Source organism: Streptomyces sp. YJ-C3 (assembly GCF_053891275.1).
In genome coordinates, this window is the sequence record NZ_CM132685.1 from 8,318,475 (window position 1) to 8,339,667 (window position 21,193).

A 21,193-nucleotide genomic window follows, 5' to 3' on the forward strand; every position below is an offset into this window, starting at 1 on the left:
AGGCCATGTCCAGACCCACGCATGCCCCGGCGCCCGACGTCGCCACCGGTCCCGAGAAGCTCATCGCCGTCGAGGAGCACGGGGCCGACCCCGTACCCGCCGACCGGCGGCACGGCAGTCCCCGTCAGCTGCTGTGGACGTGGGCCTCACCCCAGGTCGGTTTCGCGACCGTCTTCATCGGGGTGCTGTCGGTCTCCGCGTTCGGCCTGGGCTTCTGGCAGGCGGTCGCCGCCCTCGTGCTCGGCGCCGGGCTCGGCTCGCTGGCGCACGGGCTGCTCTCCACGGACGGGCCGCGGTTCGGCGTCCCGCAGATGGTGATCGGCCGGCTCTCCTTCGGCTACCGGGGCAACGCCCTGCCGTCCGGGGTCAACGCGCTGGTGTCGGGCGTCGGCTGGTTCGCCGTGAACAGCGTCGGCGGCGCCTTCGCCCTCAACTCCCTCACCGGGCTGCCGCCGCTGCCCAGCCTGCTGATCCTGGTCGTCCTGGAGATCGTCATCGGGTACGTGGGGCACGACCTGGTGCACCGCTTCGAGCGGTACGCGTTCCCGGTGCTCGCCGTGATCTTCCTGCTCGCCGGGGTGTGGATCTTCAAGGGTGCCGACGTCGCGGGCCCTGGTGCGGGCGGCGGGTTCGGCGGTTTCATGCTCGCCTTCAGCGCCGTCTTCGGCTTCACGGCGGGCTGGAACCCGTGCGCCGCCGACTACGCCCGCTATCTGCCCGCCGGCACCCCGCGCCGGGCCACCGCCTGGTACTCGGGCCTCGGCCTGTTCGTGTCGGTCGCCGTCGTCTCCGTGATCGGCGCGGCCTCGGGCACGCTCGCGGCGCCCGCCGGGGCCAGCCCCACCGACGCGTTCACCGGCCAGCTCCCGGGCTGGCTCGGCGACCTCACCCTCGTCGCGATCATCCTCGGCGCGATGGCCGCCTCCACCCTGAACGTCTACTCGGCGGCCGTCTCCATCTCCTCGCTGTCGCTGCCGCTGCCGAGCTGGCTGGGCCGCGCCTCGCTCGTCGCGCTGGTCGGCGCGATCGGCACCGCCGCCGGCTGGGCCTCGCTCGCCGACGCCGGGCACGCCTTCGAGAACTTCCTGCTGGTCATCGCGTACTGGATCGCGCCCTGGCTCGGCGTCGTCCTGATGGAGCACTGGCTGCGCGCCCTGCCGGACGAGGCGCTCGCCGCGCGCCTCCAGGACCGCTCGTTCGGCAACCCGGCGGGCCTGATCGCGCTGCTCGTCGGCGTGGCCGTGTCGGTGCCGCTGTTCTCCAACCAGACCGTGTTCGTCGGCCTGGTGCCGCACGTCTGGCCCGGCGTCGGCGATCTGACCTGCCCGGTCGGCTTCGCGCTCGGCGCGCTCCTCTTCGCGCTGCTGCGGCGGCGCGACTCCCTCACCCCGTCCGCGTAGAAAGGCTCGTACGTCATGGAACTCGATCTCGCCCGCACCTGGCTCGCCACCGCAGTCGAGGAGGCGAAGGCCTCTCTCGCCGAGGGCGGCATCCCGATCGGCGGCGCCCTGTACTCGGCCGACGGCAAGGTCCTCGGCCGCGGTCACAACCGGCGTGTGCAGGACGCGGACCCGTCGGTGCACGGCGAGACCGACGCGTTCCGCAACGCCGGACGGCAGCGCTCGTACAAGGGCACCACGATGGTGACCACGCTCAGCCCCTGCTGGTACTGCTCGGGCCTGGTGCGGCAGTTCGGCATCTCCCGCGTGATCATCGGCGAGGCCCGCACTTTCCACGGCGGGCACGACTGGCTGGCCGAGCACGGCGTCGAGATCGTGCTCCTTGACGATCCCGAGTGCGTCGGCATGATGGAGGACTTCATCGCCGCGAAGCCGGAACTGTGGCACGAAGACATCGGGGACATCGGGGACATCGGCGAGTAGCCGGCCGGCGTACAGGCTGTACGTCGTCACGCCCCCTGAAACGGACACCGCGCCCCTGGGCGGCGCCCGCCGCCGCCCGGACACTCAGGGGGCATGACGACCGCCTCCCCCAGCAGCACCAGCGCCGCTCCGCCCGCCCCCGCGTACGGCGACAAGGTCATCGCCGTCGAGGCGGCGGGGTCCGAGCCGATCCCCGAGGCCGAACGGCACGGCAGTCCACGGCAGTTGCTGTGGACCTGGGCCTCGCCCAACATCGAGTTCGCGACCGTCTACATCGGCGTGATCTCGGTCCTCTTCTTCGGTCTGAGTTTCTGGCAGGCCGCCGCGGCGCTGCTGCTCGGCACCGCGCTCGGCGCGCTGACGCAGGGGATCCTCTCGCTGGACGGGCCGCGGTTCGGCGTCCCGCAGATGGCGATCGGGCGGCTCGCCTTCGGGTACCGGGGCAACGCGCTGCCCTCGACGGTCAACGCGCTGGTGGCGGGCGTCGGCTGGTTCGCCGTGAACAGCGTCAGCGCCGCCTTCGCGCTCAACACCCTCACGGGGCTGCGCCCCCTGCCCTCCCTCCTCCTGGTCGTCGCGGCCGAGATCGCGATCGGCTTCATCGGCCACAACTTCGTGCACGCCTTCGAGAAGTACGCGTTCCCGGCCCTCGCGGTGGTGTTCCTGCTGGCGGGCGTGTGGACCTTCGGGAAGGCCGATCTCTCGGCGCCGGGCGGCGGGGGCGGCATCGGCGGTTTCCTCCTCGCGTTCAGCTCGGCGTGGGGCTACGCGGCGGGCTGGAACCCGAACGCCTCGGACTACTCGCGCTATCTGCCGCGCACGGCGAACCAGCTGCGCACGGTCGCCTACCCGGCGCTCGGCCTGTTCCTCTCGGTGTCGGCGGTGTCCTTGACCGGGGCGGCCTCCGCGACGATCGCGGCGCCCGCGAGCGCGACCCCGACGGCCGCGTTCACCGGCCATCTCCCGTCCTGGCTGGCCCACTTGGTACTGCTCGCCATCATCCTGGGCGCGGTCTCGGCGAACGCCCTCAACATCTACTCGTCCGCCATGTCGGTCACCTCGCTCGGCCTGCGGCTGCCGTCCTGGCTGGGACGCAGCACGCTCGTAGTGGTCTCGGGCACGGCGGGGACGGCGGCGGCCTGGTCGTCGCTGGCGGACGCGGGCCACGCGTACGAGGCGTTCCTGCTGGTGATCGCCTACTGGATCGGGCCGTGGCTGGGCGTCGTCCTCATGGAGCGGTGGCGCTCGGCGAGGACCCCCGACACCGAACTGGCGGGACGCCTGACGAACCCCGGTTTCGCCAACTGGCCCGGATTCACCGCCCTGTTGGTGGGCGTCGCGGTGTCCGTACCGCTCTTCTCGAACCAGGAGAAGTACGTCGGATGGGCGCCCGGGCGCTGGCCCGCGCTCGGCGACGTGACGTGCGTGGCCGGGTTCGTGGTGAGCGCCGCCGTGTACGCGATCACTTGCCGGGTGTTCGCTTCCCGTCGTACAGTCTGAGCACGGCTGTTCGTCGCCCGACGAACACTCTGACGGGAGGCGTGCGCCATGCGTGCGGTGCGGTTCGGCGAGTACGGCGGCCCCGAGGTCCTGACGACGGCGGAGGTGGACGTCCCCGAGCCGGGGCCCGGGCAGGTGACCGTCGACGTGGCGTACGCCGGGGTGAACTTCGCCGACCTCAAGGCACGTTCCGAGGGCTACCGGGTGGCGGCGCTGCCGTTCGTCCCCGGCCTGGAGATGTCGGGCCGGATCCGCGCCCTGGGCCCCGGGGTCGAGGGGCTCACCGTCGGCCAGGAGGTGGCCGCGCTCACCGAGGGCGGGACGTACGCGGAGGTGGCCGTCGCCGACGCCGTCACCGTCTTCCCGCTGCCGGCCGGGCTCTCCCTGCGCACGGCCGCGACGCTGCCGACCGTGCTGCCGACGGCGTACGCCCTGCTGCACGCGGTGGGGCGGCTGCGGGCCGGCGAGAGCGTCCTCGTGCAGGGCGCGGCGGGCGGGGTCGGCACGGTGGCCGGGCAGCTGGCGCGGGCCGCGGGCGCCGGGGCCGTGTACGGGGTGGTGTCGAGTGCGGCCAAGGCCGAGTACGCCCGTAAGCACGGGTACGACGAGGTGGTCCTGGCCGACGGGTTCGGCTCCTCCCTCAGGGAGTTGACCGGTGGCCGGGGTGTCGATCTGGCGCTCGACCCGGTCGGCGGCGACACGTTCCGCGAGACGCTCGGGGCGCTGGCGGTGTTCGGCCGGGCCGTCTCCTTCGGCAACGCCTCGTCCGCCCCGGCCTGGCAGGCGGGCCAGGCCGAGCTGTACCCGACGGCGCTGTCGGTGGGCGGCTTCTCGATCCTCACCCTGGCGAAGACGGCGCCCGCCGAGCTGCGGGCCCTCGCGGAGCGGGCCTTCGCGGTCCCCGGCGTGGAGCTCCCCGTCACCGGCGAGTTCGCCCTGTCGCAGGCCGCGGAGGCCCATCGGGTGATGGGGTCGCGGACCAGCACGGGGAAGCTGTTGCTGCGGGTGGCGGCCTGAGGACCTGGAGACGGGCGGCGCGGGTGTCCCCTCCGGCACCCGCGCCGCGCCGGAGTGACGAACTCCCCTGTTCCTTCGCCCAGTTCGGCCGCCGTCGAGCGGTCCCCTGTGCCGCTCGACGGCCTCGGCCGACATGGACCCGGAGCCCGCCCCTGTGCGGCGCGGAAGGTATCGGGTGTTCGGACACGGTGATCAGTGTGACCCGTACAGGCCAAGAACTGGAGTGATTTTCTAGAATCTGAATACAGAAACCACGAACGGAACTCGGTGTTCTACGCTGGCTGTCACCATGAGCCCCAAGCAGCAGCGCGGCGCGGAGACAGCCGACCGCCTCCTCGACTCCGCCTTGCTCCTGTACGCCGACGCGGGCGAGCAGGGCATCACGGTGAGCGCCCTGACGACGGCGAGCGGAGTCAGTCCCGGCAGCCTGTACCACCACTTCGGCAGCGTCGACGGGCTGATGAACGCGCTGCTGATGCGCTGGCTGGGCCGTCTCGTGGGCGAGTTGGGCGGCGCCGTCACCCGCGCACGCAGCGCCCGCACCGGTGTCCGCGCCCTGGCCCGGACCTATCTGGCGTTCATCAAGGAACACCCGGACGCGGCACGGCTGTTGCACTCCTCGCGCGCCGACCAGCTGGCCATGGCCGAGGCCCGGCAGCTGCGGGACGCACAGGAGGCCCGGCTGTCGCCGCTGACCGGCTGGATCCGGCGGCACGTCGCGTCGGGCGAGATCGCCCCGCTGCCCGACGCCCTGGTCGAGTCGCTGATCCTCGGCCCGGTCATCGGGGTCGCGCGCAGCTGGCTCGCCGGGGTCGGCGACATCGACCTCGATCAGGCCGCGCGGGTCCTGCCCGACAGGATCTGGCGCTCACTCACGCCCTGAGCCCCCGCCGCGCCCTGGTCCCGGGCCGTCACCACGCGCAGCGCGCAGGCCGCCGTGAGCAGCTCGCCGAGCGGCTCCGGGTCCCCGACCTCGAGCCCGAGCAGCGACTCGATGCGCTCCAGGCGCTGGTAGAGGGACTGCCGGCCGATGTGCAGCAGCGCGGCCGTGCGCGTGGGACTGCAGCCGTGCCGCAGATGCACCTCCAGGGTGCGCACCAGGTCGCCGCCGTGCGTCGCCTGCCACTTCAGGAGCGGGCGAAGGACCTGGTCGGCGAGCCGGGTCAGCCGCTCCCGGTTGGCCTCGACGCCGCCGCGTGTCAGCTCCCGCTCCAGCGCCAGGGCCCGCGCCGAGGTCACCAACGGGCCCTCGCCGTAGGCCGGTTCGGCCGCGGGCACCGTCAGGGCCAGCTCCAGCGTCGTCCGGGCCGCGCGCAGGGTGTCGCTCCAGCGCAGCCAGCCGTCGTCCGCGCCCACGGCCGGGCCGACCGCGACGGTGAGCCCGGGTCCGGCCACCGCGCGGAAGGCGGCCTGCACCGCCCGGACCGCGTCGCGGCCGGGCGGCGGCACGGCCAGCGCCAGTACGTCGCCGGGGAACGCCGCGCGCAGCGCGCCGCGGCCCGCGGCCCGCTCCACCGCCGCGAGCGCCGCGCCGTGCGGGCCGTGCACCGAGACGCCGACGAGCCGCGCGCCGGGGCCGGGCCGGAATCCGGCGAGCGCCGAACGGGCCGCCACCTCGGGCTGGTTGAGGGCCCCGCGGTCGACGAGGTCGGCGAGCAGCGCGGCCCCGTGGTCGGCGGCCCGGGGCAGCGCCGTCGCACGGGAGGCGAGACCGTGCGTGACGATGGCCCGGTTGGCGGCCTCCGCGATCCGCACGAACGGCACGACGCGCCGCAGCGCCACCAGGGGAAAGCCCAACTCCCGCGCCGAGTCCACCACTTCGCGCGGCATCCGCTCCAGCGACCGGCCCACCTCCACGGCGAGCCCGGCCGCGCCCCGGGCCGTCAGCTCCCGCACGTACCGCCGCAGCGCCCCCGCGTCGGCGCCGAGGAACGCGAACCCGTTCGTGAGGAGCAGCTCCCCGCCGTCCAGGAAGTTCGCGCCCTCGTACACCTCGCTGGAGTGCACCCAGCGCACCGGCCGGTCAAGGCCCGACTCCCCCGCGAGGAGTTCGGGCGAGGCGTCGGCGACGACGTCGAGGTCCAGGATCTCGCGGAGCGTGAGAGCGGGCACGGGGCCTCCCGGGGCGCGCGGAGCGGCGGACATTCCGTCGGGGTGAGGGCTGCCCGGAGAGTACGGTGCGCACGTTGCCCCGGTGTTTCCGCGCCGCGAGAGTGGACGGCATGACCGCTTCCCCGGGTACGCCCCGCATCCCCACCATCGATCTGCGGCCCTGGCTGTCCGGCGACCGCGAGGCCCGCGCCGAGATCGCCGCGACCGTCGACGCCGCCCTGCGCACCGCGGGGTTCCTGCTGGTCACCGGCCACGGCGTGGACCCGGCGCTGCGGACCCGGATCCGGGACGCGGCCCGCGCCTTCTTCCGGCGGCCCGCGTCCGTGAAGGAGCCGTACGCGGTGAAGGTGGGCGGCCGCGGCTGGCTGGGCCCCGGCGCCGAGGCCAACGGGTACGCGGAGGGCACCGAGACACCGCCCGACCTGAAGGAGTCCCTCTCCTTCGCCACCGCCACGGCCTTCGACGACCCGGCGGTGCACGCCGAGTGGTCCGGCGAGAACGTCTTCCCCGCCGAGTCGCCCGAGCTGCGCGACCTCGTCGAGACGTACCTGGCGGCGATGCGGACCCTCTCCGACCAGCTGCTCGAACTCCTCGCCGTCGCCCTGGACGAGCCCGCCGACTTCTTCACCCGCCACACCACGCGCCCCACCTGGGGCTTCAACATCAACTGGTACCCGGGCACGGAGGTCGTCGGCGCACCGGAGCCCGGCCAGTTCCGCATCGGCCCGCACACCGACTTCGGCACGGTCACCGTGCTCGACCGGCAGGCCGGCAAGGGCGGGCTCCAGGTCTTCACCGACGAGGGCGGCTGGGAGGACGCGCCCTACGACCCGGCGGCGTTCACCATCAACATCGGCGATCTGATGGCGCGCTGGACGGGCGACCGCTGGCGCTCCGGGCGCCACCGCGTCCTGCCGCCCCCGGCGGACGCGCCCGCCGAGGAGCTGATGTCGCTCGTCTACTTCTACGAGTGCGACCCGTGCACGACCGTCGAGCCGGTGCCCGCGCCGAAGGGGCGGGTCGCGTACGAGCCCGTCGACAGCCACGTGTACCTGCGCGGCAAGCTGGACGCGATCACGGTCGGCTGACGTACGCGTCCCGGAGCCGCTGCCAGCGGTCGGGCGTCCATGCCGCCCAGCCGTCCGGGGTCATGGGCCGCCCGTCCAGCGCGTCGCGCAGGCACAGGAAGTGGTCGTGCCAGCCGGCCAGGCAGTCCAGGCGCAGCGCGTCGTCGCCGTCGAACTCGTTCGTGAAGCGCAGCGTCGTGTCCGGCTCCAGGTGGAACCGCATCCGGCCGTGCAGCCCGTCGAGGGTGTACTCCGCGACGCGCTCCACGTCCCAGGCGGTGACCCGGCCCCGGTGCGCGCCGCCGCCGTTGAGCCAGCGCAGGGTGACGGCGCCGCCGAGCCGGGGCTCCAGCGCGTCGGCTGCCGCGAGCCATCCGGCCAGGCCGTCCGGGGTGGCGACGGCCCGCCACACCGCTTCGACGGGGTGGGGCAGGTCCAGCGTGAAATGCAGGGTGCGGGTGGTGCCTTCGGTGCGGCTGGTGCCGGGCTCGATGGTGGTGTCGTCGTCGGTCATGGCTCCAGCGTTGCGCATGCGGTGCGGCGCGGCGGGCTTTGCCGGGGGTGTCGGAGTACGGCGAAGGCCGGCTCCCCCGGCGTGGATCGGGGGGAACCGGCCTCGTGGGCGGACCGTCGCCTGCGGCTACACCCCGGCGTAGGAGTGCTTGCCGGTGACGAAGATGTTCACGCCGTAGTAGTTGAACAGCCAGCAGCCGAAGGCGATCAGCGCCAGGTAGGCGGCCTTGCGGCCCTTCCAGCCGGCGGTCGCGCGGGCGTGCAGGTAGCAGGCGTAGGCGACCCAGGTGATGAACGACCAGGTCTCCTTGGGGTCCCAGCCCCAGTAGCGGCCCCACGCGTCGCCGGCCCAGATGGCGCCCGCGATGATCGTGAACGTCCACAGCGGGAAGACCGCCGCGTTGACGCGGTAGGAGAACTTGTCGAGGGACTGCGAGGCGGGCAGCCGCTCCATGACGGACGTCGCGAACCGGCCGGGCTTGCCGCCGTTCGCGAGCTTGTTCTCGTAGGAGTCCTTGAAGAGGTACAGGATCGTGCCGACCGCGCCGACGTAGAAGACCGCGCCGCAGAAGATCGCCGTCGAGACGTGGATGTACAGCCAGTACGAGTGAAGAGCGGGAACCAACTGGTCGCTGGCGGTGTACAAGACAGTGACAGCGAGGCCGAGGTCGAGGAGGACCGTGGTGACCAGGGGCAGGCCGAGCCAGCGGACGTTCTTCTTCAGCGCGAGCAGCGCGAGGTACACGCCGACGGCGACGGTGGAGAAGGTGATGTTGAACTCGTACATGTTGCCCCACGGGGCGCGCTCCACGGAGAGCGCGCGGGTGAGGACACCGCCGAATTCGACGAGGAAGCCGAGCGCCGTGAGAGAGATGGCGATACGGCCGTAGAGGTCGCCCTGCTCGTCACCGCCGGAGGCGCCGGGCCCGTCCGGTACGTCGCGGGCGCCCGCGGCGGCCCGGGTGACGACCTGCGGGCGCTCCAGGACGGCGGTGCCCCCGTTCTTCTGCTTGACCTGGATCTTCACCGAGGAGGCGACCCCGGCCTCCTCGCCCTTGCCGGTGAGGGCGGCGGCGGTGCGGCCGACCTTGCTGCGGCTGCCGAAGATCCACTCGGCCATGTTCGCGAAGAACGCCAGCAGGTACACGGCCATGGACGAGTAGATGAGGACGTTACTGGTGTGCGCCAGGTTCTCGTTGGTTGCGGCGGCGAGAGTCACTTCTCAGCCCCTTCGGCGGCAGGAACAGCGGTGGGTGTTTCGGAGGAAGACTCGGAATGCTCAGGAGGTTCGGGGGCGCTGGGCGCCTCGGTGTGCAGCAGGCCCACCAGATCGCCCAGTTCCTCGGGGAGCTTCGCGGACTCGCTGCGGCCGAGACCGGCCATCTCGACGACGGTCACCCCGTCGGGGCCTTCGACGGCACGGACCCAGACGCGGCGGCGCTGGATGAACAGCGAGCCGGCCAGGCCGAAGATCGCGGCGACGGCACCGCCGAGCGCCCAGGTGTCACCGGGCTGGTGGGAGATCTGGAAGGTGACCCATTCCTTGATGTCCTTGTCGAAGGTGATGGAGCCCGCCCCGTTCGGGAGCTTCATCGTCTCGCCCGGCAGCAGACGCGCCTTCAGCGCCTTGCCCTTGGAGTCCTTGAACTGCTTGAGATGGGAGCTGTCCAGTTGGTACACGTTCTGCGGCAGGCCCGCGTCCACGCCGAGGTCGCCGTGCGAGGCGTTGAGCGCGAGGACGGGGAAGTCGAGCGCCGGGAACTGGGAGAACATCGTGCCCTTGCCCGCGCCCGCGAACGTCGGCACGAACCAGGCGTTGAAGCCGAGCTGTTCCTTCTCGCCCTTGGCGTTGCGGTAGCCGTCCATCACCTTGATCGCGCCCTGCGACGAGATGTTGGAGTCGAGGGGCAGCATCGGCACGGACTGCTGCGAGACGACCTTGCCCTTGCCGTCGCGGACGGTGACGCCGACGGCGTAGCCGTGACCGTTGAGGAAGATCTTGGTGCCGTCGATGTCCAGCGGGTGGTTGGACTTGATCGACGTCTTATTGGTCCTGCCGTCGGAGCCCTCGCTGTAGCTGACGTCGGCGCGGAAGGTGCGGGGGGTGCCCTTCTCCGGGCCGGTGCGCGCGTAGGTCGCGGTGAACTTGTCGAGCGTGAAGCTGAACGGCGACAGGTCGCGGTCGCTGTCGAAGAGGTTGCCGGACTTGAAGTCGTCGTACTGCGGGAGCACGTTGGAGAATCCGTCGCCCTCGACGACGAGCTTGCCGCCCTCGAACTTGAAGAGCTGGCCCCAGGCGAAGGCGATCAGCATCACGATCAGCGCCAGGTGGAAGGCCAGGTTGCCGACCTCGCGCAGATAGCCCTTCTCGGCGGCCACCGCGTCGCCCGCGAGGTGGGCGCGGTAGCGGCGCTTCTTGAGGATCGTGAGGGCGGCGGCGCGCACCTGCTCGGGGTCGGCCTCGGAGCGCCACGTCGCGTACGCGGGCAGCCGGGTCAGGCGCTTGGGGGCGCCCGGCGGCCGGCCGCGGAGCTGGCCGACGAACTGCCAGGTGCGCGGGATGATGCAGCCGATGAGCGAGACGAACAGCAGGATGTAGATCGCGGAGAACCACACCGAGCTGTAGACGTGGAAGAGGCCGAGCTTCTCGTAGATCGGCCCGAGCGTGGTGTGCGCCTTCTGGAAGTCGGTGACCTTGAGCGGGTCCGTGCCGGACTGCGGGATCAGCGAGCCGGGGATCGCGCCGAGCGACAGCAGGAACAGCAGGATCAGGGCGACCCGCATCGAGGTGAGCTGCCGCCAGAACCAGCGGACCCAGCCGATGACGCCGAGCTTGGGCAGGTTCGGGGAGCGGTCCTCCAGGGGCGCCGTGCTCAGCTGGGCCGCGGCCTCCTGCTCCGTCGGCTCCGAGCTTTCCGGGGCGTTCGTCTTGCTCATAGGTCAGATTCCCACCTGGAAGCCGGTGGACCAGGTCCGCATCTGCCCCACGAGGGCGTCCCACGCGCCCGTGAGGAGAAGGATCCCGGTCAGGATCATCATGATGCCGCCGATGCGCATCACCCACGTGTAGTGCTGCTTGACCCAGCTGAACGCGCCGAGTGCCTTGCGGAAGGCGATGGCGGCGAGCACGAAGGGCAGGCCGAGGCCCAGGCAGTAGGCGGCCATCAGTATGGCCCCGCGCCCGGCGCTCCCCTGGTTGATGGCCAGAGTGTTCACCGAGGCGAGCGTGGGGCCGATGCACGGGGTCCAGCCGATGCCGAACAGGGCGCCCAGCAGCGGGGCCCCGGCGAGACCGGTCACGGGCCGCTTGTGGAAGCGGAACTCACGCTGGGTCATCCAGGGCATCAGGCCCAGGAAGAAGATCCCCATGAGGACCATGAGGACACCGAGGACCTTGGTCAGGATGTCCTGGTAGTCGAGGAGCGTGGACCCGAAGTAGCCGAACAGGGCGCCGCCGGAGACGAACACGGCGGTGAACCCGAGGACGAACAGGCCGGCGCCGGCCGCCATCCGGCCGCGCTTCTGCTCCATGAGGTCGGTGCCGGTGATCCCGGTCACGTAGGAGAGGTAGCCGGGGACGAGCGGCAGCACGCAGGGCGAGAAGAAGGAGACGAGTCCGCCGATGAGCGCGATCGGGACGGCGAGGAGGAGCGCGCCGTCCGTGACGGTGTCACCGGCGGCGAGAGTGACGAGGGAGGAGCTCACCGTCGCTCACTTCTCCACGACGACCGGGTCGACCAGCTCGCGCAGGCTGGACTCGCTGAGCGGCTTCAGCGAGCGTGCGGCGATCTTCCCGTCCCGGTCGACGACGATCGTGGACGGGATGGCCTGCGGGTTGAGCGTGCCCTTCTCGAACTTCAGGAGCAGCTTGCCGGTCGGGTCGTAGAAGCTCGGGTAGGTGACCTTGAAGCTCTTCTCGAACTCCTTGGCCGGGCTGGTGCTGGTGTCCCGGGTGTTGATGCCGATGAACTGGACGCCCTTGTCCTCGGTGGCCTTGGCGACCTTCACGAAGTTCGGCGCCTCGGCGCGGCAGGGCGGGCACCAGGAGCCCCAGACGTTCAGCACGACGACCTTGCCCTTGTAGTCGGCGAGGTCGATGCGCTTGCCCTCCAGGTCCTCGCCGGTCAGGTCGGGGGCGTTGTGCCGCTCGCCCTTCTTGACCGTGGCGACGCCTGCGGAGCTGGTCACGAAGTTGGTGTTGCCGCCGCCGCCGGAGGTGCCACCGGAGCCGCACGCCGTCAGCGCGAGGGCCAGGATGGCGGCTCCTACGGTCAGCTGGGCGGCGCGGCGCGTGGTCGCGGAGTTGCGCGGGGCGCGGCAGGCGGCACTCATGTGAAAAGTTTCGCATGTCTGTTTAGGGGATCTTCCGCACCCCCCTCAAGGAGGGAAAATCCCATTTCAGGAGGGGTTTGCCGACCTCTTCGCGAGGAAGTTCCGCCAGCCTTCGGCGGGGCGCTGGCCGACGTCGAGCGTCCGGAGCTTCGCGAGCACCTGCGGGTCCTGCGCGTCCATCCAGTCGACGTACTGCCGGAAGGAGACGAGGCGGACGTCGCTGTGCTTCTCGGCGGTCGCGGCGATGTGCTTGAGCGCTTCCTCGACGGCGTCCATGTAGATGCCGCCGTTCCACTGCTCGAAGTGGTTGCCGATGAAGAACGGCGCCCGGTTCGTCTCGTACGCCCGCTTGAAGCCGGAGATGTACGCCTCGGTGGACTGCTTGCGCCAGCCCGGATAGTTGTACGAGGGCGCGTTCGTGGAGTTCAGGGACTGGTTGGCCAGCATGTTGTAGTCCATCGACAGGACCTCGAAGCTGCGCCCCGGGAACGGGATGGCCTGCAGCGGCAGGTCCCACACCCCCTGCTTCTTGTCCGGCCAGCGCTGCCGGCCGCCGGGCGAGGACGCGTCGTAGCGCCAGCCGAGCTCGCGGGCGGTGGGCAGCAGGCTGCTCTGGCCGAGCAGACAGGGCGTGCGGCCGCCGACGAGTTCCTTGTCGTAGTCGAAGGGCAGCGAGGGCAGGTCGTGCCAGCCCGTGTTCGTCCGCCACTGCTTCACGAAGGACTTGGCCTGGTCGATCTCGCTGCGCCACTGCGCGGACGTCCAGTTGGCGACGGTGCCGGTGCCGGCACAGAAGTGCCCGTTGAAGTGCGTGCCGATCTCGTGCCCGTCGAGCCAGGCCCGGCGCGTGTACTTGAGCGTCTCCTTGATGTGGTCATCGGTGAGGTAGCCGATGTCGGAGGCGCCGACCGCGTTGTTCGGCCCGTGGTAGAGCCGCTTCTTCGACTCGGGCAGCAGATACAGGCCCGACAGGAAGAAGGTCATGTGCGCGCCGTGGTCCTCGGCGAGCTTGAGGAAGCGCGGGAAGAGGCCGTTGCCGACTTCGCCCGCGCCGTCCCAGGAGAAGATCACGAACTGCGGCGGCTTCTGCCCCGGTTCGAGCCGCTCGGGCGCGGCGGGCTGGTGCGGCTGCTTGCCGGTGTACGAGGTCGAGCCGTCCCCGATGGGCTGGTCGGCCGGCCGCTTCGGCGCGCCCGGGTGGCCCTGCTTGCCGGGCGAGACAGTCGGAGCGTGGCCCGATCCGCACCCGGCGAGCGCCACAGCGGCCGCTGCCCCGGCTCCCAGGCCGATAAGTCCCCTACGACTGACATCCCGCATTCCGTCCCCATTCCTCGCACCGTGCACCCATTCACGATGGGCACCCGGTTAGAGGGCGCGACGAACACGCGGGTTCCGATGAGTCGTGGGTATTTGCGGTGGTTTGGTGGGGGAGAAGTGAAGGCCGCCGGTTGACGGCGGCCTCCACCCCGGGCCCGTGGGGCTCAGGCGCCGAACGCCTTGCCGCCGCCCTGACCGCTCTTCACCGGCTTGGCCCCCGCGAGGAGATGGGCCGGGACGAGATCGCGCGCGGGCTCGGTGTAGCCGACCGAGACGATCTTGTCGCCCCGGTACGTGAACGTGGTCAGCGAGGCGAGCGTGCACTGCCGCTTGCGCGGGTCGTGCCACAGCCGCCGCTTCTCGACGAAGCTGCGCACGATCCAGATCGGCAGCTGGTGGCTGACGCACACCGCCTCGTGGCCGCGCGCCGCGTCCTTGGCGGCGTCCAGCGCGCCCATCATCCGTACGACCTGCTCAACGTAGGGCTCGCCCCACGACGGCTTGAACGGGTTGACGAGGTGCTTCCAGTTCTCCGGGTTCTTCAGCGCGCCGTCGCCGACGCCGAAGGTCTTGCCCTGGAAGACGTTGCCCGCCTCGATCAGCCGCTCGTCGCTGCCCAGGTCCAGGCCGTGCGCCTTGGCGATCGGCGTCGCCGTCTCCTGCGCCCGCTCCAGCGGGGAGGCGACGACATGCGTGACGTCGCGGGAGGACAGGTGCTCGGCGACCCGGTCGGCCATCTGCCGCCCCAGCTCGGAGAGGTGGTAGTCGGGCAGCCGCCCGTACAGGATCCCCTCCGGGTTGTGCACCTCACCGTGACGCATGAGGTGGACGACGGTGATGTCGCTGTCGGACTTGGGGGACGTGGTGCTCATGCCGTGGCCTCCGCAGCCGCGCGCGCGGCAGCCGGGAGCGCGGCGGCGATGCGCTCGACCGCCCGCTCGTCGTGGGCGGTCGAGACGAACCAGGATTCGAAGGCCGACGGCGGGAGGTACACGCCCTGCGCCAGCATCGAGTGGAAGAAGCCGGTGAAGCGGAAGGACTCCTGCGCCTTGGCGTCGTCGTAGTTCCGTACCTCGTCCTCGGTGAAGAAGACGGAGAACATGTTGGAGGCGTTCTGCACGCGGTGCGCGACGCCCTCCTTGGTGAGCGCCTCGGTGACGAGGGCGCGCAGCTGCTCGCTGACCGCGTCGACGACTCCGTACGCGGCGTCGTCGAGCAGGCGCAGCTGGGCGAGACCGGCCGCGGTGGCGATCGGGTTCCCGGACAGGGTGCCCGCCTGGTAGACCGGGCCGGCCGGGGCGAGGTATGCCATGACGTCGGCACGCCCGCCGAACGCGGCGGCCGGGAAGCCGCCGCCCATGACCTTGCCGAAGGTCATCAGGTCGGGCACCACACCGTCGACACCGAACCAGCCGGCCTTCGACGTACGGAAGCCGGTCATCACCTCGTCGGAGATGTACAGCGCGCCGTTCTCCTGGCACACCGCCTTCAGCCCGGCGTTGAAGCCGTCGCGCGGCGGCACGACGCCCATGTTGCCGGGCGAGGCCTCGGTGATGACACAGGCGATCTCGCCGGGATGCGCGGCGAACGCGGCACGCACGGCCTCGATGTCGTTGTACGGCAGGACGATCGTGTCGCCGGCCTGGGCGCCGGTGACACCCGGGGTGTCCGGCAGGCCGAAGGTGGCGACGCCGGAGCCGGCGGCGGCGAGCAGAGCGTCGACGTGCCCGTGGTAGCAGCCGGCGAACTTGATCACCTTGGCGCGGCCGGTGAAGCCGCGGGCGAGCCGGATCGCGGACATGGTCGCCTCGGTGCCGGAGGACACCAGGCGCACCTGCTCGACCGGGGCGATCCGGTCGACGATCTCCTCGGCGAGCGCGACCTCGCCCTCACCCGGCGTACCGAAGGAGGTGCCGCGGGCGACGGCCTCCTGCACGGCCGCGATGACCTCGGGGTGGGAATGGCCGAGGATCATCGGCCCCCACGAGCACACGAGGTCGACGTACTCGCGTCCGTCGGCGTCCGTCAGATACGGACCGGTACCGGACACCATGAAACGGGGCGTACCGCCCACGGCTCGGAACGCGCGCACCGGAGAGTTCACGCCACCGGGCGTGACCACGGCCGCACGGTCGAAGAGCCCCTGCGAAACGGGTGCCTCATAGGGATAGGGGGTGTAGTTCGCCTCTGCCATGCCTCTCAGCGTACGGCCCGCTTCCCGAGGCCCCCTCGCGCGGACCCCGGGCGCCCTAGACTCGGGCTGTCAGGAAGCTGTACTGCATCTGTACGGCGCCGGGGGCCGACCACTCGCGCAGTTGTTTCACTCGGACGTTTCGGCGGGTGACCGTGGGGGAGGTCACTGACACGATGATCGGGTTGCGCGTCGGCGGTCGCGCGGCCTAGAAAAGGGCCTGGCGCCCTGAGAACAGCAGTCGGGTGGAGATATGCATCGCGGTGGCGGCGGACTGGGTGAGGGGACCGACGACCTGGGCCCCCGGCGTGCCCGGCGGGGGAAGCACCGGCGCGAGAGTCACGACGACACGGCGGCACGGGTCCAGAGAGCGACAGGCGGCGGGGACAGCGGGAATGGTGGCCGGGTGGGGGTGACGTACAAGTACTTCGGCGCGCCCGACGGCGCGACGGCGGCCCGCGTCCCGATCTCCATGCGTCCCGAGGAGCTCGGCGGCGACGAGCTGGGCATGGGCGGCATGTTCACCAAGATCAAGCCGGAGACGATGGCCGCGATGGTCCTCACCGGCATCGAGGGCATACCCCTGCACAAGGTCCCCCCGCTGGAGCTCGTCGTCCTGCACCCCGACTACGCGGTCGTGAAGCTGCCGATGACGGTCGTCGACCCGCTGCGCGGGGTCGGCGAGGAGTCCGTCGGCGCCGCGGCGTTCATCTGGTCCACGGTCCCCGACCGCGGCGGCCCGCGCGACGCGTTCAACGTGTACCAGCTCCTGCACGAGTGGCAGGACTTCTCGCACCGGCTGCACGAGGCGGGGCACCAGCCCTACTGCCTGGTCTGGCCGTGACCGCGAGGGCCACAGCGCGGAACCCGTGATGCCCCCGCGGAAGTCGAGCGCGTCCGGGTCACCCACCCCTCTCCGGCACTGACGGGAACCGAAACACTCCCGTCGGGCACTGTGCAGATCGTACGATCGACACGAGGCGAGGGGGGCCCGTGGACATTTCCCAGGTGCGCAATCCATACAACTACCGGCACCCCGTGCGTGACGCCGCCACCTTCGCCGGGCGCTCCGAAGAAGCGGCCGCCATCGAAGAGGAGCTGAGTCAGGCCCAAGTCGGCATGCCGTCGATCTGTGTCGTCCTGCACGGCCGGCGGGCAGCAGGCAAGACGAGTCTTCTCTATGCCGCCGAGCGGATGGCCACCACACGCGGGCTGACCACAGCGCGGGTGGAACTGATCGAGGGCGATGGCGAGCCGATCGCCTTCTTCCGCAAAATCTACGAGGAACTGGTGCTGGCCGTCCTGGCGGAGGCCGACCGTGCGGGCAATCCCGTCGACTTCGACGTAGCAGCGGTGCGCCGTGTCATGGCAGGCGTGGCGGACGCCTCGACCGTGCCCCCGCTGCAATTCCCGGAGGCGATCGCGCTCGCCGGCGCCGAGGGCCGTGTGCCGGACACAGCGCTCCGCGACGATCTCTCCTTCTTCATCGATCTCCTCGGCCACCCGATCGCGCTGCTCGTGGACGAGGCACAACTGATCGCCGACGACAGCCGATCCCTGTCCGTCCTGCGCTTCCTCACCACGCGGGTCGACGGACTGGTCCTCGTGCTCGCAGGTACGTCCGGGCTGATCGAGCGCATCAAAGAGGTGCACTCGCAGATTCTCCGGCAGTTCAGGGAGATCGAGGTCAAAGGCTTCGTCGAGGAGACGGACGTCGAGGAGTGTGTGGCGCGTCCGCTGCGGAACGCCGGACTCTACGGCGGCCTGCTCTCCGCCAACCTGGTGTCTTCACTGAGACGACTCACCGATGGCAACCCCTACGCGATTCAGTTGTACTGCCACGAGATGTTCGCCCGAATGCAGCGCGGCCTCACGCAGTACATGGAGCTCAGCCCCGAAGTCCTCGCAGGGATCAAATTCCGTATGGAGCGGGGTGATCGCGACGTCCTCGACCGTCCGCTGATCCGCGCGGTACGAGCAATGAGCCGGAACGAGCTCATCGCCTTCAACGTGCTCACATCGGCCCTGGGACACGCGACGCCCGACGAGGCCTGGTTCGCTTACGGCATGGTCGGGCGGCCGGAGATCACATACGAGGAATTCACTCAGTGCAGGCAGTCCCTCGTCGATCAGGGCATCCTCAAGGATGAGGACACCGTCACGCTGGCCGACGACTCGGAGTTGTTCGACGAGGTCTACTGCCGACTCTGGTCGGCCGAAACTCTCGGGACCCCTCGGCACTCGCAGGCCATCAGCCAGGCCAGCGTGCGGGCCATGCTGCTCAACAGGCTCCTCGGCCTGCTCCACGACATCGTGGACATCCATCCTGCGCGCATCTTCCCGACGTGCTGCTACCAGTTCAGCGCCAAGCATCTGGAAGCGAGCCTGAACGCTCTGGAGAAACTGCCCGACGCCGGGCCGGACTCCATCCCGGAGATCGATTTCCTCCACTACTCGATCCTCAACGCGGGTGAGCCTCAGGCTCTCGACATCACCACGGTGACCTGCACCTACCAGAACCACACCGTGGAGCGATGGCTCTGCACCCCGGACACCGACGGCTTCTCACTGTCCGAGACGGACTTTTTCCGGGCAGCAGTCGACCAGGTGGCGGCACTCGGTGGCACGCTCACTGCCGAGCCCGTACGCGTACCGCTGCGGACGTGGCCGGCGGAGAACTGGTTCCTGAAGGCGACAGGGCGGCTTCGGTCCGAGCTGGCGATCAACCACCGCACGGCCGCGATGAACGCCTATCGAGCGGGCGATGTGGCCCGTGCGCGGGCCCGCTTCCAGTCCTCGTTCGACCTGGAGCCGGACTGGGACGCCGCCAACTGCCTGATGTACCTGAGTGTGGCCACGGGGCACGAGGACGCGCTCGCTTGGTCCCGCAGAGCGCTGAGTCTCGCCGACGACGCGTACGCCCGTGCGCTGTGTCACTACAACGCCGCCATGGCCCACCTCACCGGCGGCGACCGGGACGAAGCGGCCGCGGAACTCTCGCGAGCCGCAGCGGAGTTGGCCCCCATATCGCTACGCAACCACCTCCTCGGCTTCCTGCTCCTGCCCTCCGCCGACGGCGGCACGACCTTGCACGAGGAGACGGACGTCGACCTGGTCGAGGCGGTGCAGCGGGCCAGCGCCATCATCGGCGTCACGTCCACGCCATCGCCGGATCCGGATCACAGCCAGAACAGTGAGCACGGATCACGGATGCCACCAGCAGAGGCACCTGCTCAGCGGTCGGCCGAGGAGGAGCGCGCCACGACGACACGTCCGGGCCAGGGCCCTGTGGTGCTCTCCGTCGCCACCGAGTGGGCCTCCGCCAACGGCGGACTGAGCACGTTCAACCGCGATCTGTGTCGGGCACTGTCCGCCGCCGGAGCCCGGGTCTTCTGTGTCGTGCTTCACGCGACCGCTGCGGAGCACGACGCGGCCGAGGAGGCCAACGTCACGCTGCTTCCCAGGCCCGTCAGGCCGGGGGAATCCGAGGACGTACGCCTCAGCAGCCGTCCGAATCTGCCCGACGGGGTGTCGCCCGACCTCATTCTCGGCCACGGCCGGATCACCGGACCCGCCGCGCAGAAGCTGGCCGAGGACTTCTATCCCACCGCCCGCCGTCTGCATTTCCTGCACATGGCCCCGGACACCATCGAGTGGTACAAGCCCGACCGCACCAATGACGCGGCCCTGCGTGCCGAGGACCGCACCCGCATCGAAAGGCGGTTGGGCAGAAGCGCGCACCGCGTCTTCGCTGTCGGTCCCAGACTGCACCAGGAGTTCCTCGCCGAGTTCAGAACCTCGGTCGGCAAGCCTCCCCAGAGAATAGATCCGGGGTTCGACTCACCGGAACCGGATGTCGACAGGGCTCCACCCCCGGGAAGCCCCTCACGTGTACTGCTCCTGGGCCGCGTCGACGACGCACAGCTCAAGGGCCTCGACCTCGCCGCAGCAGCCTGCGCCCAGGCCGACGACTGGCTGCGTGCGGAAGGTGTCCGGCGCGGCATACGACTCCTCGTACGTGGCGCTCCTGTCACAGATGCGGACCGAGCCCGGACACAGATGCGTCGGGTACACCCTCAGCTGGACACTGTGATCCGGGTCTACACCGCGGAGCAGGACCGTATCGACGACGACCTGGACAGCGCCTCCTTGGTCCTCATGCCGTCCCGGCAGGAGGGCTTCGGGCTCGTCGGCCTCGAGGCCATCACACGGGGAATCCCGGTCCTGGTCAGCTCGGAGAGCGGGCTGGCGGATCTCCTGCATGAGACTCTCGGACCTGAGCACGCCGGACAGTTCGTGGTCGAGGTGTCGGGCGACGAAGCCAAGGACACGCAGGCGTGGGCTCGCGCCGTCTGGCGCAGCCTGACGAACCGTGCCGCCGCCTTCGACCAGGCTGCGCACCTGCGCACCCTCCTCGCCGAGCGAATACGGTGGGCCCAGGCAGCTGAAGTGGTCCTCATGGAAGCGCCGCTCAGCCGAACTGAGCTCTCGTCACAGCCCTGAAGGCGGCGTCGGACACCTCCCGCTCCAGTTCTGCCCGGTGGTGCTCGTAGGTTCCGATGCCTGAGACCCGGACAAGGAGACAGAAGCGCTCCACCGATCTCAGCCGCTTCGCCACCTGCGCATACTCACGACGCAGGAAGTGGATCGCGGCGAGGTTCGCCACGGAACTCTGTCCGGACACGAGGAACACGGGCCCGGTGGACTCGGCAGGAGTGAACTTCGCGACGAGCGCGTACTCCTGATTGCCTCGGTCGAACAGGAACTTCTCCCCGCCGACTTCGATGGCCACGGAGTCGGGCCGCGTGTCGTCGTAAGGATGAACGGTCACCCCGGGCAGATGCGTGGCCAGGTGTCCCCCCGTACGGGGATTGGAGTCGCCGGACGGGCCACCGACGCAGAACTCCGTCCGATTGCCGTTGCCTCCGCGGAAGGTACCGGGCTCCAGCTCGACATGGCATCCCAACTCACTGGCGAGAAGGGCCAGTTCCATTGCGGCTCGGACATCCCGGTAATGCGCGCTGCCGGGCGAGTTGTACTTGCTGCCCAGCACCATCAGGCAGGTCTGCCCGGGTCGTACGCCGAAGAAGGCCGCCTGCCGGTTCACGACCCGCAGTCGTTTCGCCCGTGCCCGGAGCCAGACGAACGCAGCGCCGAGCAGACTGGTCACCAGCCCCAAGGCTATGTTCGCGAGTGCCGACTGAATCGTGTCCCCCTTCAGCAGAATCTTCGCGGAGCCATTCTCACAGGCAGCCCAGCTC

At 70.6% G+C, this 21,193-nt stretch carries 18 protein-coding genes; 8 read left to right on the forward strand and 10 right to left on the reverse strand.

Features of this window, described 5'->3' with window-relative positions; translation table 11 throughout:
- The first annotated feature begins 5 nt into the window (after window positions 1-5).
- The 5 genes from ACVHNB_RS37680 (at window position 6) to ACVHNB_RS37700 (ending at window position 5,283) form a co-directional block, all read left to right on the forward strand.
- A complete protein-coding gene (locus ACVHNB_RS37680; RefSeq protein ID WP_456226888.1) occupies window positions 6-1,400 on the forward strand; it encodes a purine-cytosine permease family protein in 1,395 nt (464 codons plus the stop codon).
- Between the two features lie 15 nt (window positions 1,401-1,415).
- Entirely contained in the window at window positions 1,416-1,883 is a 468-nt protein-coding gene (locus tag ACVHNB_RS37685; RefSeq protein WP_456226889.1) for a nucleoside deaminase, read from the forward strand.
- Window positions 1,884-1,976: 93 nt separating this feature from the next.
- Entirely contained in the window at window positions 1,977-3,383 is a 1,407-nt protein-coding gene (locus ACVHNB_RS37690) for a purine-cytosine permease family protein (protein ID WP_456226890.1), read from the forward strand.
- 48 nt (window positions 3,384-3,431) lie between these two features.
- Entirely contained in the window at window positions 3,432-4,400 is a 969-nt protein-coding gene (locus ACVHNB_RS37695) for a quinone oxidoreductase family protein (protein ID WP_456226891.1), read from the forward strand.
- Window positions 4,401-4,689: 289 nt separating this feature from the next.
- On the forward strand, window positions 4,690-5,283 hold the full coding sequence (locus ACVHNB_RS37700; protein ID WP_428954105.1) for a TetR/AcrR family transcriptional regulator: 594 nt from the start codon (window positions 4,690-4,692) through the stop codon (window positions 5,281-5,283).
- Here ACVHNB_RS37700 and ACVHNB_RS37705 read toward each other — a convergent pair.
- The gene (locus tag ACVHNB_RS37705) at window positions 5,232-6,512 is read right to left on the reverse strand and encodes a PucR family transcriptional regulator (protein WP_428954104.1); all 1,281 of its coding nucleotides are present in this window, start codon (window positions 6,510-6,512) and stop codon (window positions 5,232-5,234) included. The genes ACVHNB_RS37700 and ACVHNB_RS37705 overlap by 52 nt on opposite strands.
- Before the next feature lie 110 nt (window positions 6,513-6,622).
- Between ACVHNB_RS37705 and ACVHNB_RS37710 the strand changes: the two genes are divergently transcribed.
- Window positions 6,623-7,600, forward strand: coding sequence for an isopenicillin N synthase family dioxygenase (locus ACVHNB_RS37710; RefSeq protein ID WP_428954103.1), 978 nt, complete (start codon window positions 6,623-6,625; stop codon window positions 7,598-7,600).
- Here ACVHNB_RS37710 and ACVHNB_RS37715 read toward each other — a convergent pair.
- The 8 genes from ACVHNB_RS37715 to hemL all read right to left on the reverse strand — a co-directional run bounded on the left by ACVHNB_RS37715 (window position 7,587) and on the right by hemL (window position 15,935).
- On the reverse strand, window positions 7,587-8,093 hold the full coding sequence (locus tag ACVHNB_RS37715) for an SRPBCC domain-containing protein (RefSeq protein WP_428954102.1): 507 nt from the start codon (window positions 8,091-8,093) through the stop codon (window positions 7,587-7,589). The genes ACVHNB_RS37710 and ACVHNB_RS37715 overlap by 14 nt on opposite strands.
- A gap of 126 nt (window positions 8,094-8,219) precedes the next feature.
- Complete coding sequence (ccsB, locus tag ACVHNB_RS37720) at window positions 8,220-9,311, reverse strand: c-type cytochrome biogenesis protein CcsB (protein ID WP_456226892.1); 1,092 nt, start codon at window positions 9,309-9,311, stop codon at window positions 8,220-8,222.
- Entirely contained in the window at window positions 9,308-11,029 is a 1,722-nt protein-coding gene (gene resB, locus ACVHNB_RS37725; protein ID WP_456226893.1) for a cytochrome c biogenesis protein ResB, read from the reverse strand. The genes ccsB and resB overlap by 4 nt, the downstream gene beginning before the upstream one ends.
- Before the next feature lie 3 nt (window positions 11,030-11,032).
- Window positions 11,033-11,797: a cytochrome c biogenesis CcdA family protein gene (locus ACVHNB_RS37730; RefSeq protein WP_456226894.1), complete on the reverse strand. Its 765-nt coding sequence runs from the start codon at window positions 11,795-11,797 to the stop codon at window positions 11,033-11,035.
- A 6-nt stretch (window positions 11,798-11,803) separates the two neighbouring features.
- A complete protein-coding gene (locus ACVHNB_RS37735) occupies window positions 11,804-12,424 on the reverse strand; it encodes a TlpA family protein disulfide reductase (RefSeq protein ID WP_456226895.1) in 621 nt (206 codons plus the stop codon).
- A 66-nt stretch (window positions 12,425-12,490) separates the two neighbouring features.
- Complete coding sequence (locus ACVHNB_RS37740; RefSeq protein ID WP_456226896.1) at window positions 12,491-13,741, reverse strand: hypothetical protein; 1,251 nt, start codon at window positions 13,739-13,741, stop codon at window positions 12,491-12,493.
- A gap of 164 nt (window positions 13,742-13,905) precedes the next feature.
- Window positions 13,906-14,613, reverse strand: coding sequence for a histidine phosphatase family protein (locus ACVHNB_RS37745; RefSeq protein ID WP_456226897.1), 708 nt, complete (start codon window positions 14,611-14,613; stop codon window positions 13,906-13,908).
- A complete protein-coding gene (gene hemL, locus ACVHNB_RS37750; RefSeq protein WP_428954095.1) occupies window positions 14,610-15,935 on the reverse strand; it encodes a glutamate-1-semialdehyde 2,1-aminomutase in 1,326 nt (441 codons plus the stop codon). The genes ACVHNB_RS37745 and hemL overlap by 4 nt, the downstream gene beginning before the upstream one ends.
- A gap of 250 nt (window positions 15,936-16,185) precedes the next feature.
- Here hemL and ACVHNB_RS37755 point away from each other — a divergent pair, with 250 nt between their 5' ends.
- Complete coding sequence (locus tag ACVHNB_RS37755; RefSeq protein ID WP_428954094.1) at window positions 16,186-16,776, forward strand: hypothetical protein; 591 nt, start codon at window positions 16,186-16,188, stop codon at window positions 16,774-16,776.
- Window positions 16,777-16,925: 149 nt separating this feature from the next.
- Window positions 16,926-20,435 (forward strand): glycosyltransferase, encoded by a 3,510-nt coding sequence (locus ACVHNB_RS37760; protein ID WP_456226898.1) that lies wholly within the window; start codon window positions 16,926-16,928, stop codon window positions 20,433-20,435.
- Here the strand turns inward: ACVHNB_RS37760 and ACVHNB_RS37765 are convergent.
- The gene (locus ACVHNB_RS37765; protein WP_428954092.1) at window positions 20,404-21,102 is read right to left on the reverse strand and encodes a hypothetical protein; all 699 of its coding nucleotides are present in this window, start codon (window positions 21,100-21,102) and stop codon (window positions 20,404-20,406) included. The genes ACVHNB_RS37760 and ACVHNB_RS37765 overlap by 32 nt on opposite strands.
- Window positions 21,103-21,193 lie beyond the last annotated feature (91 nt).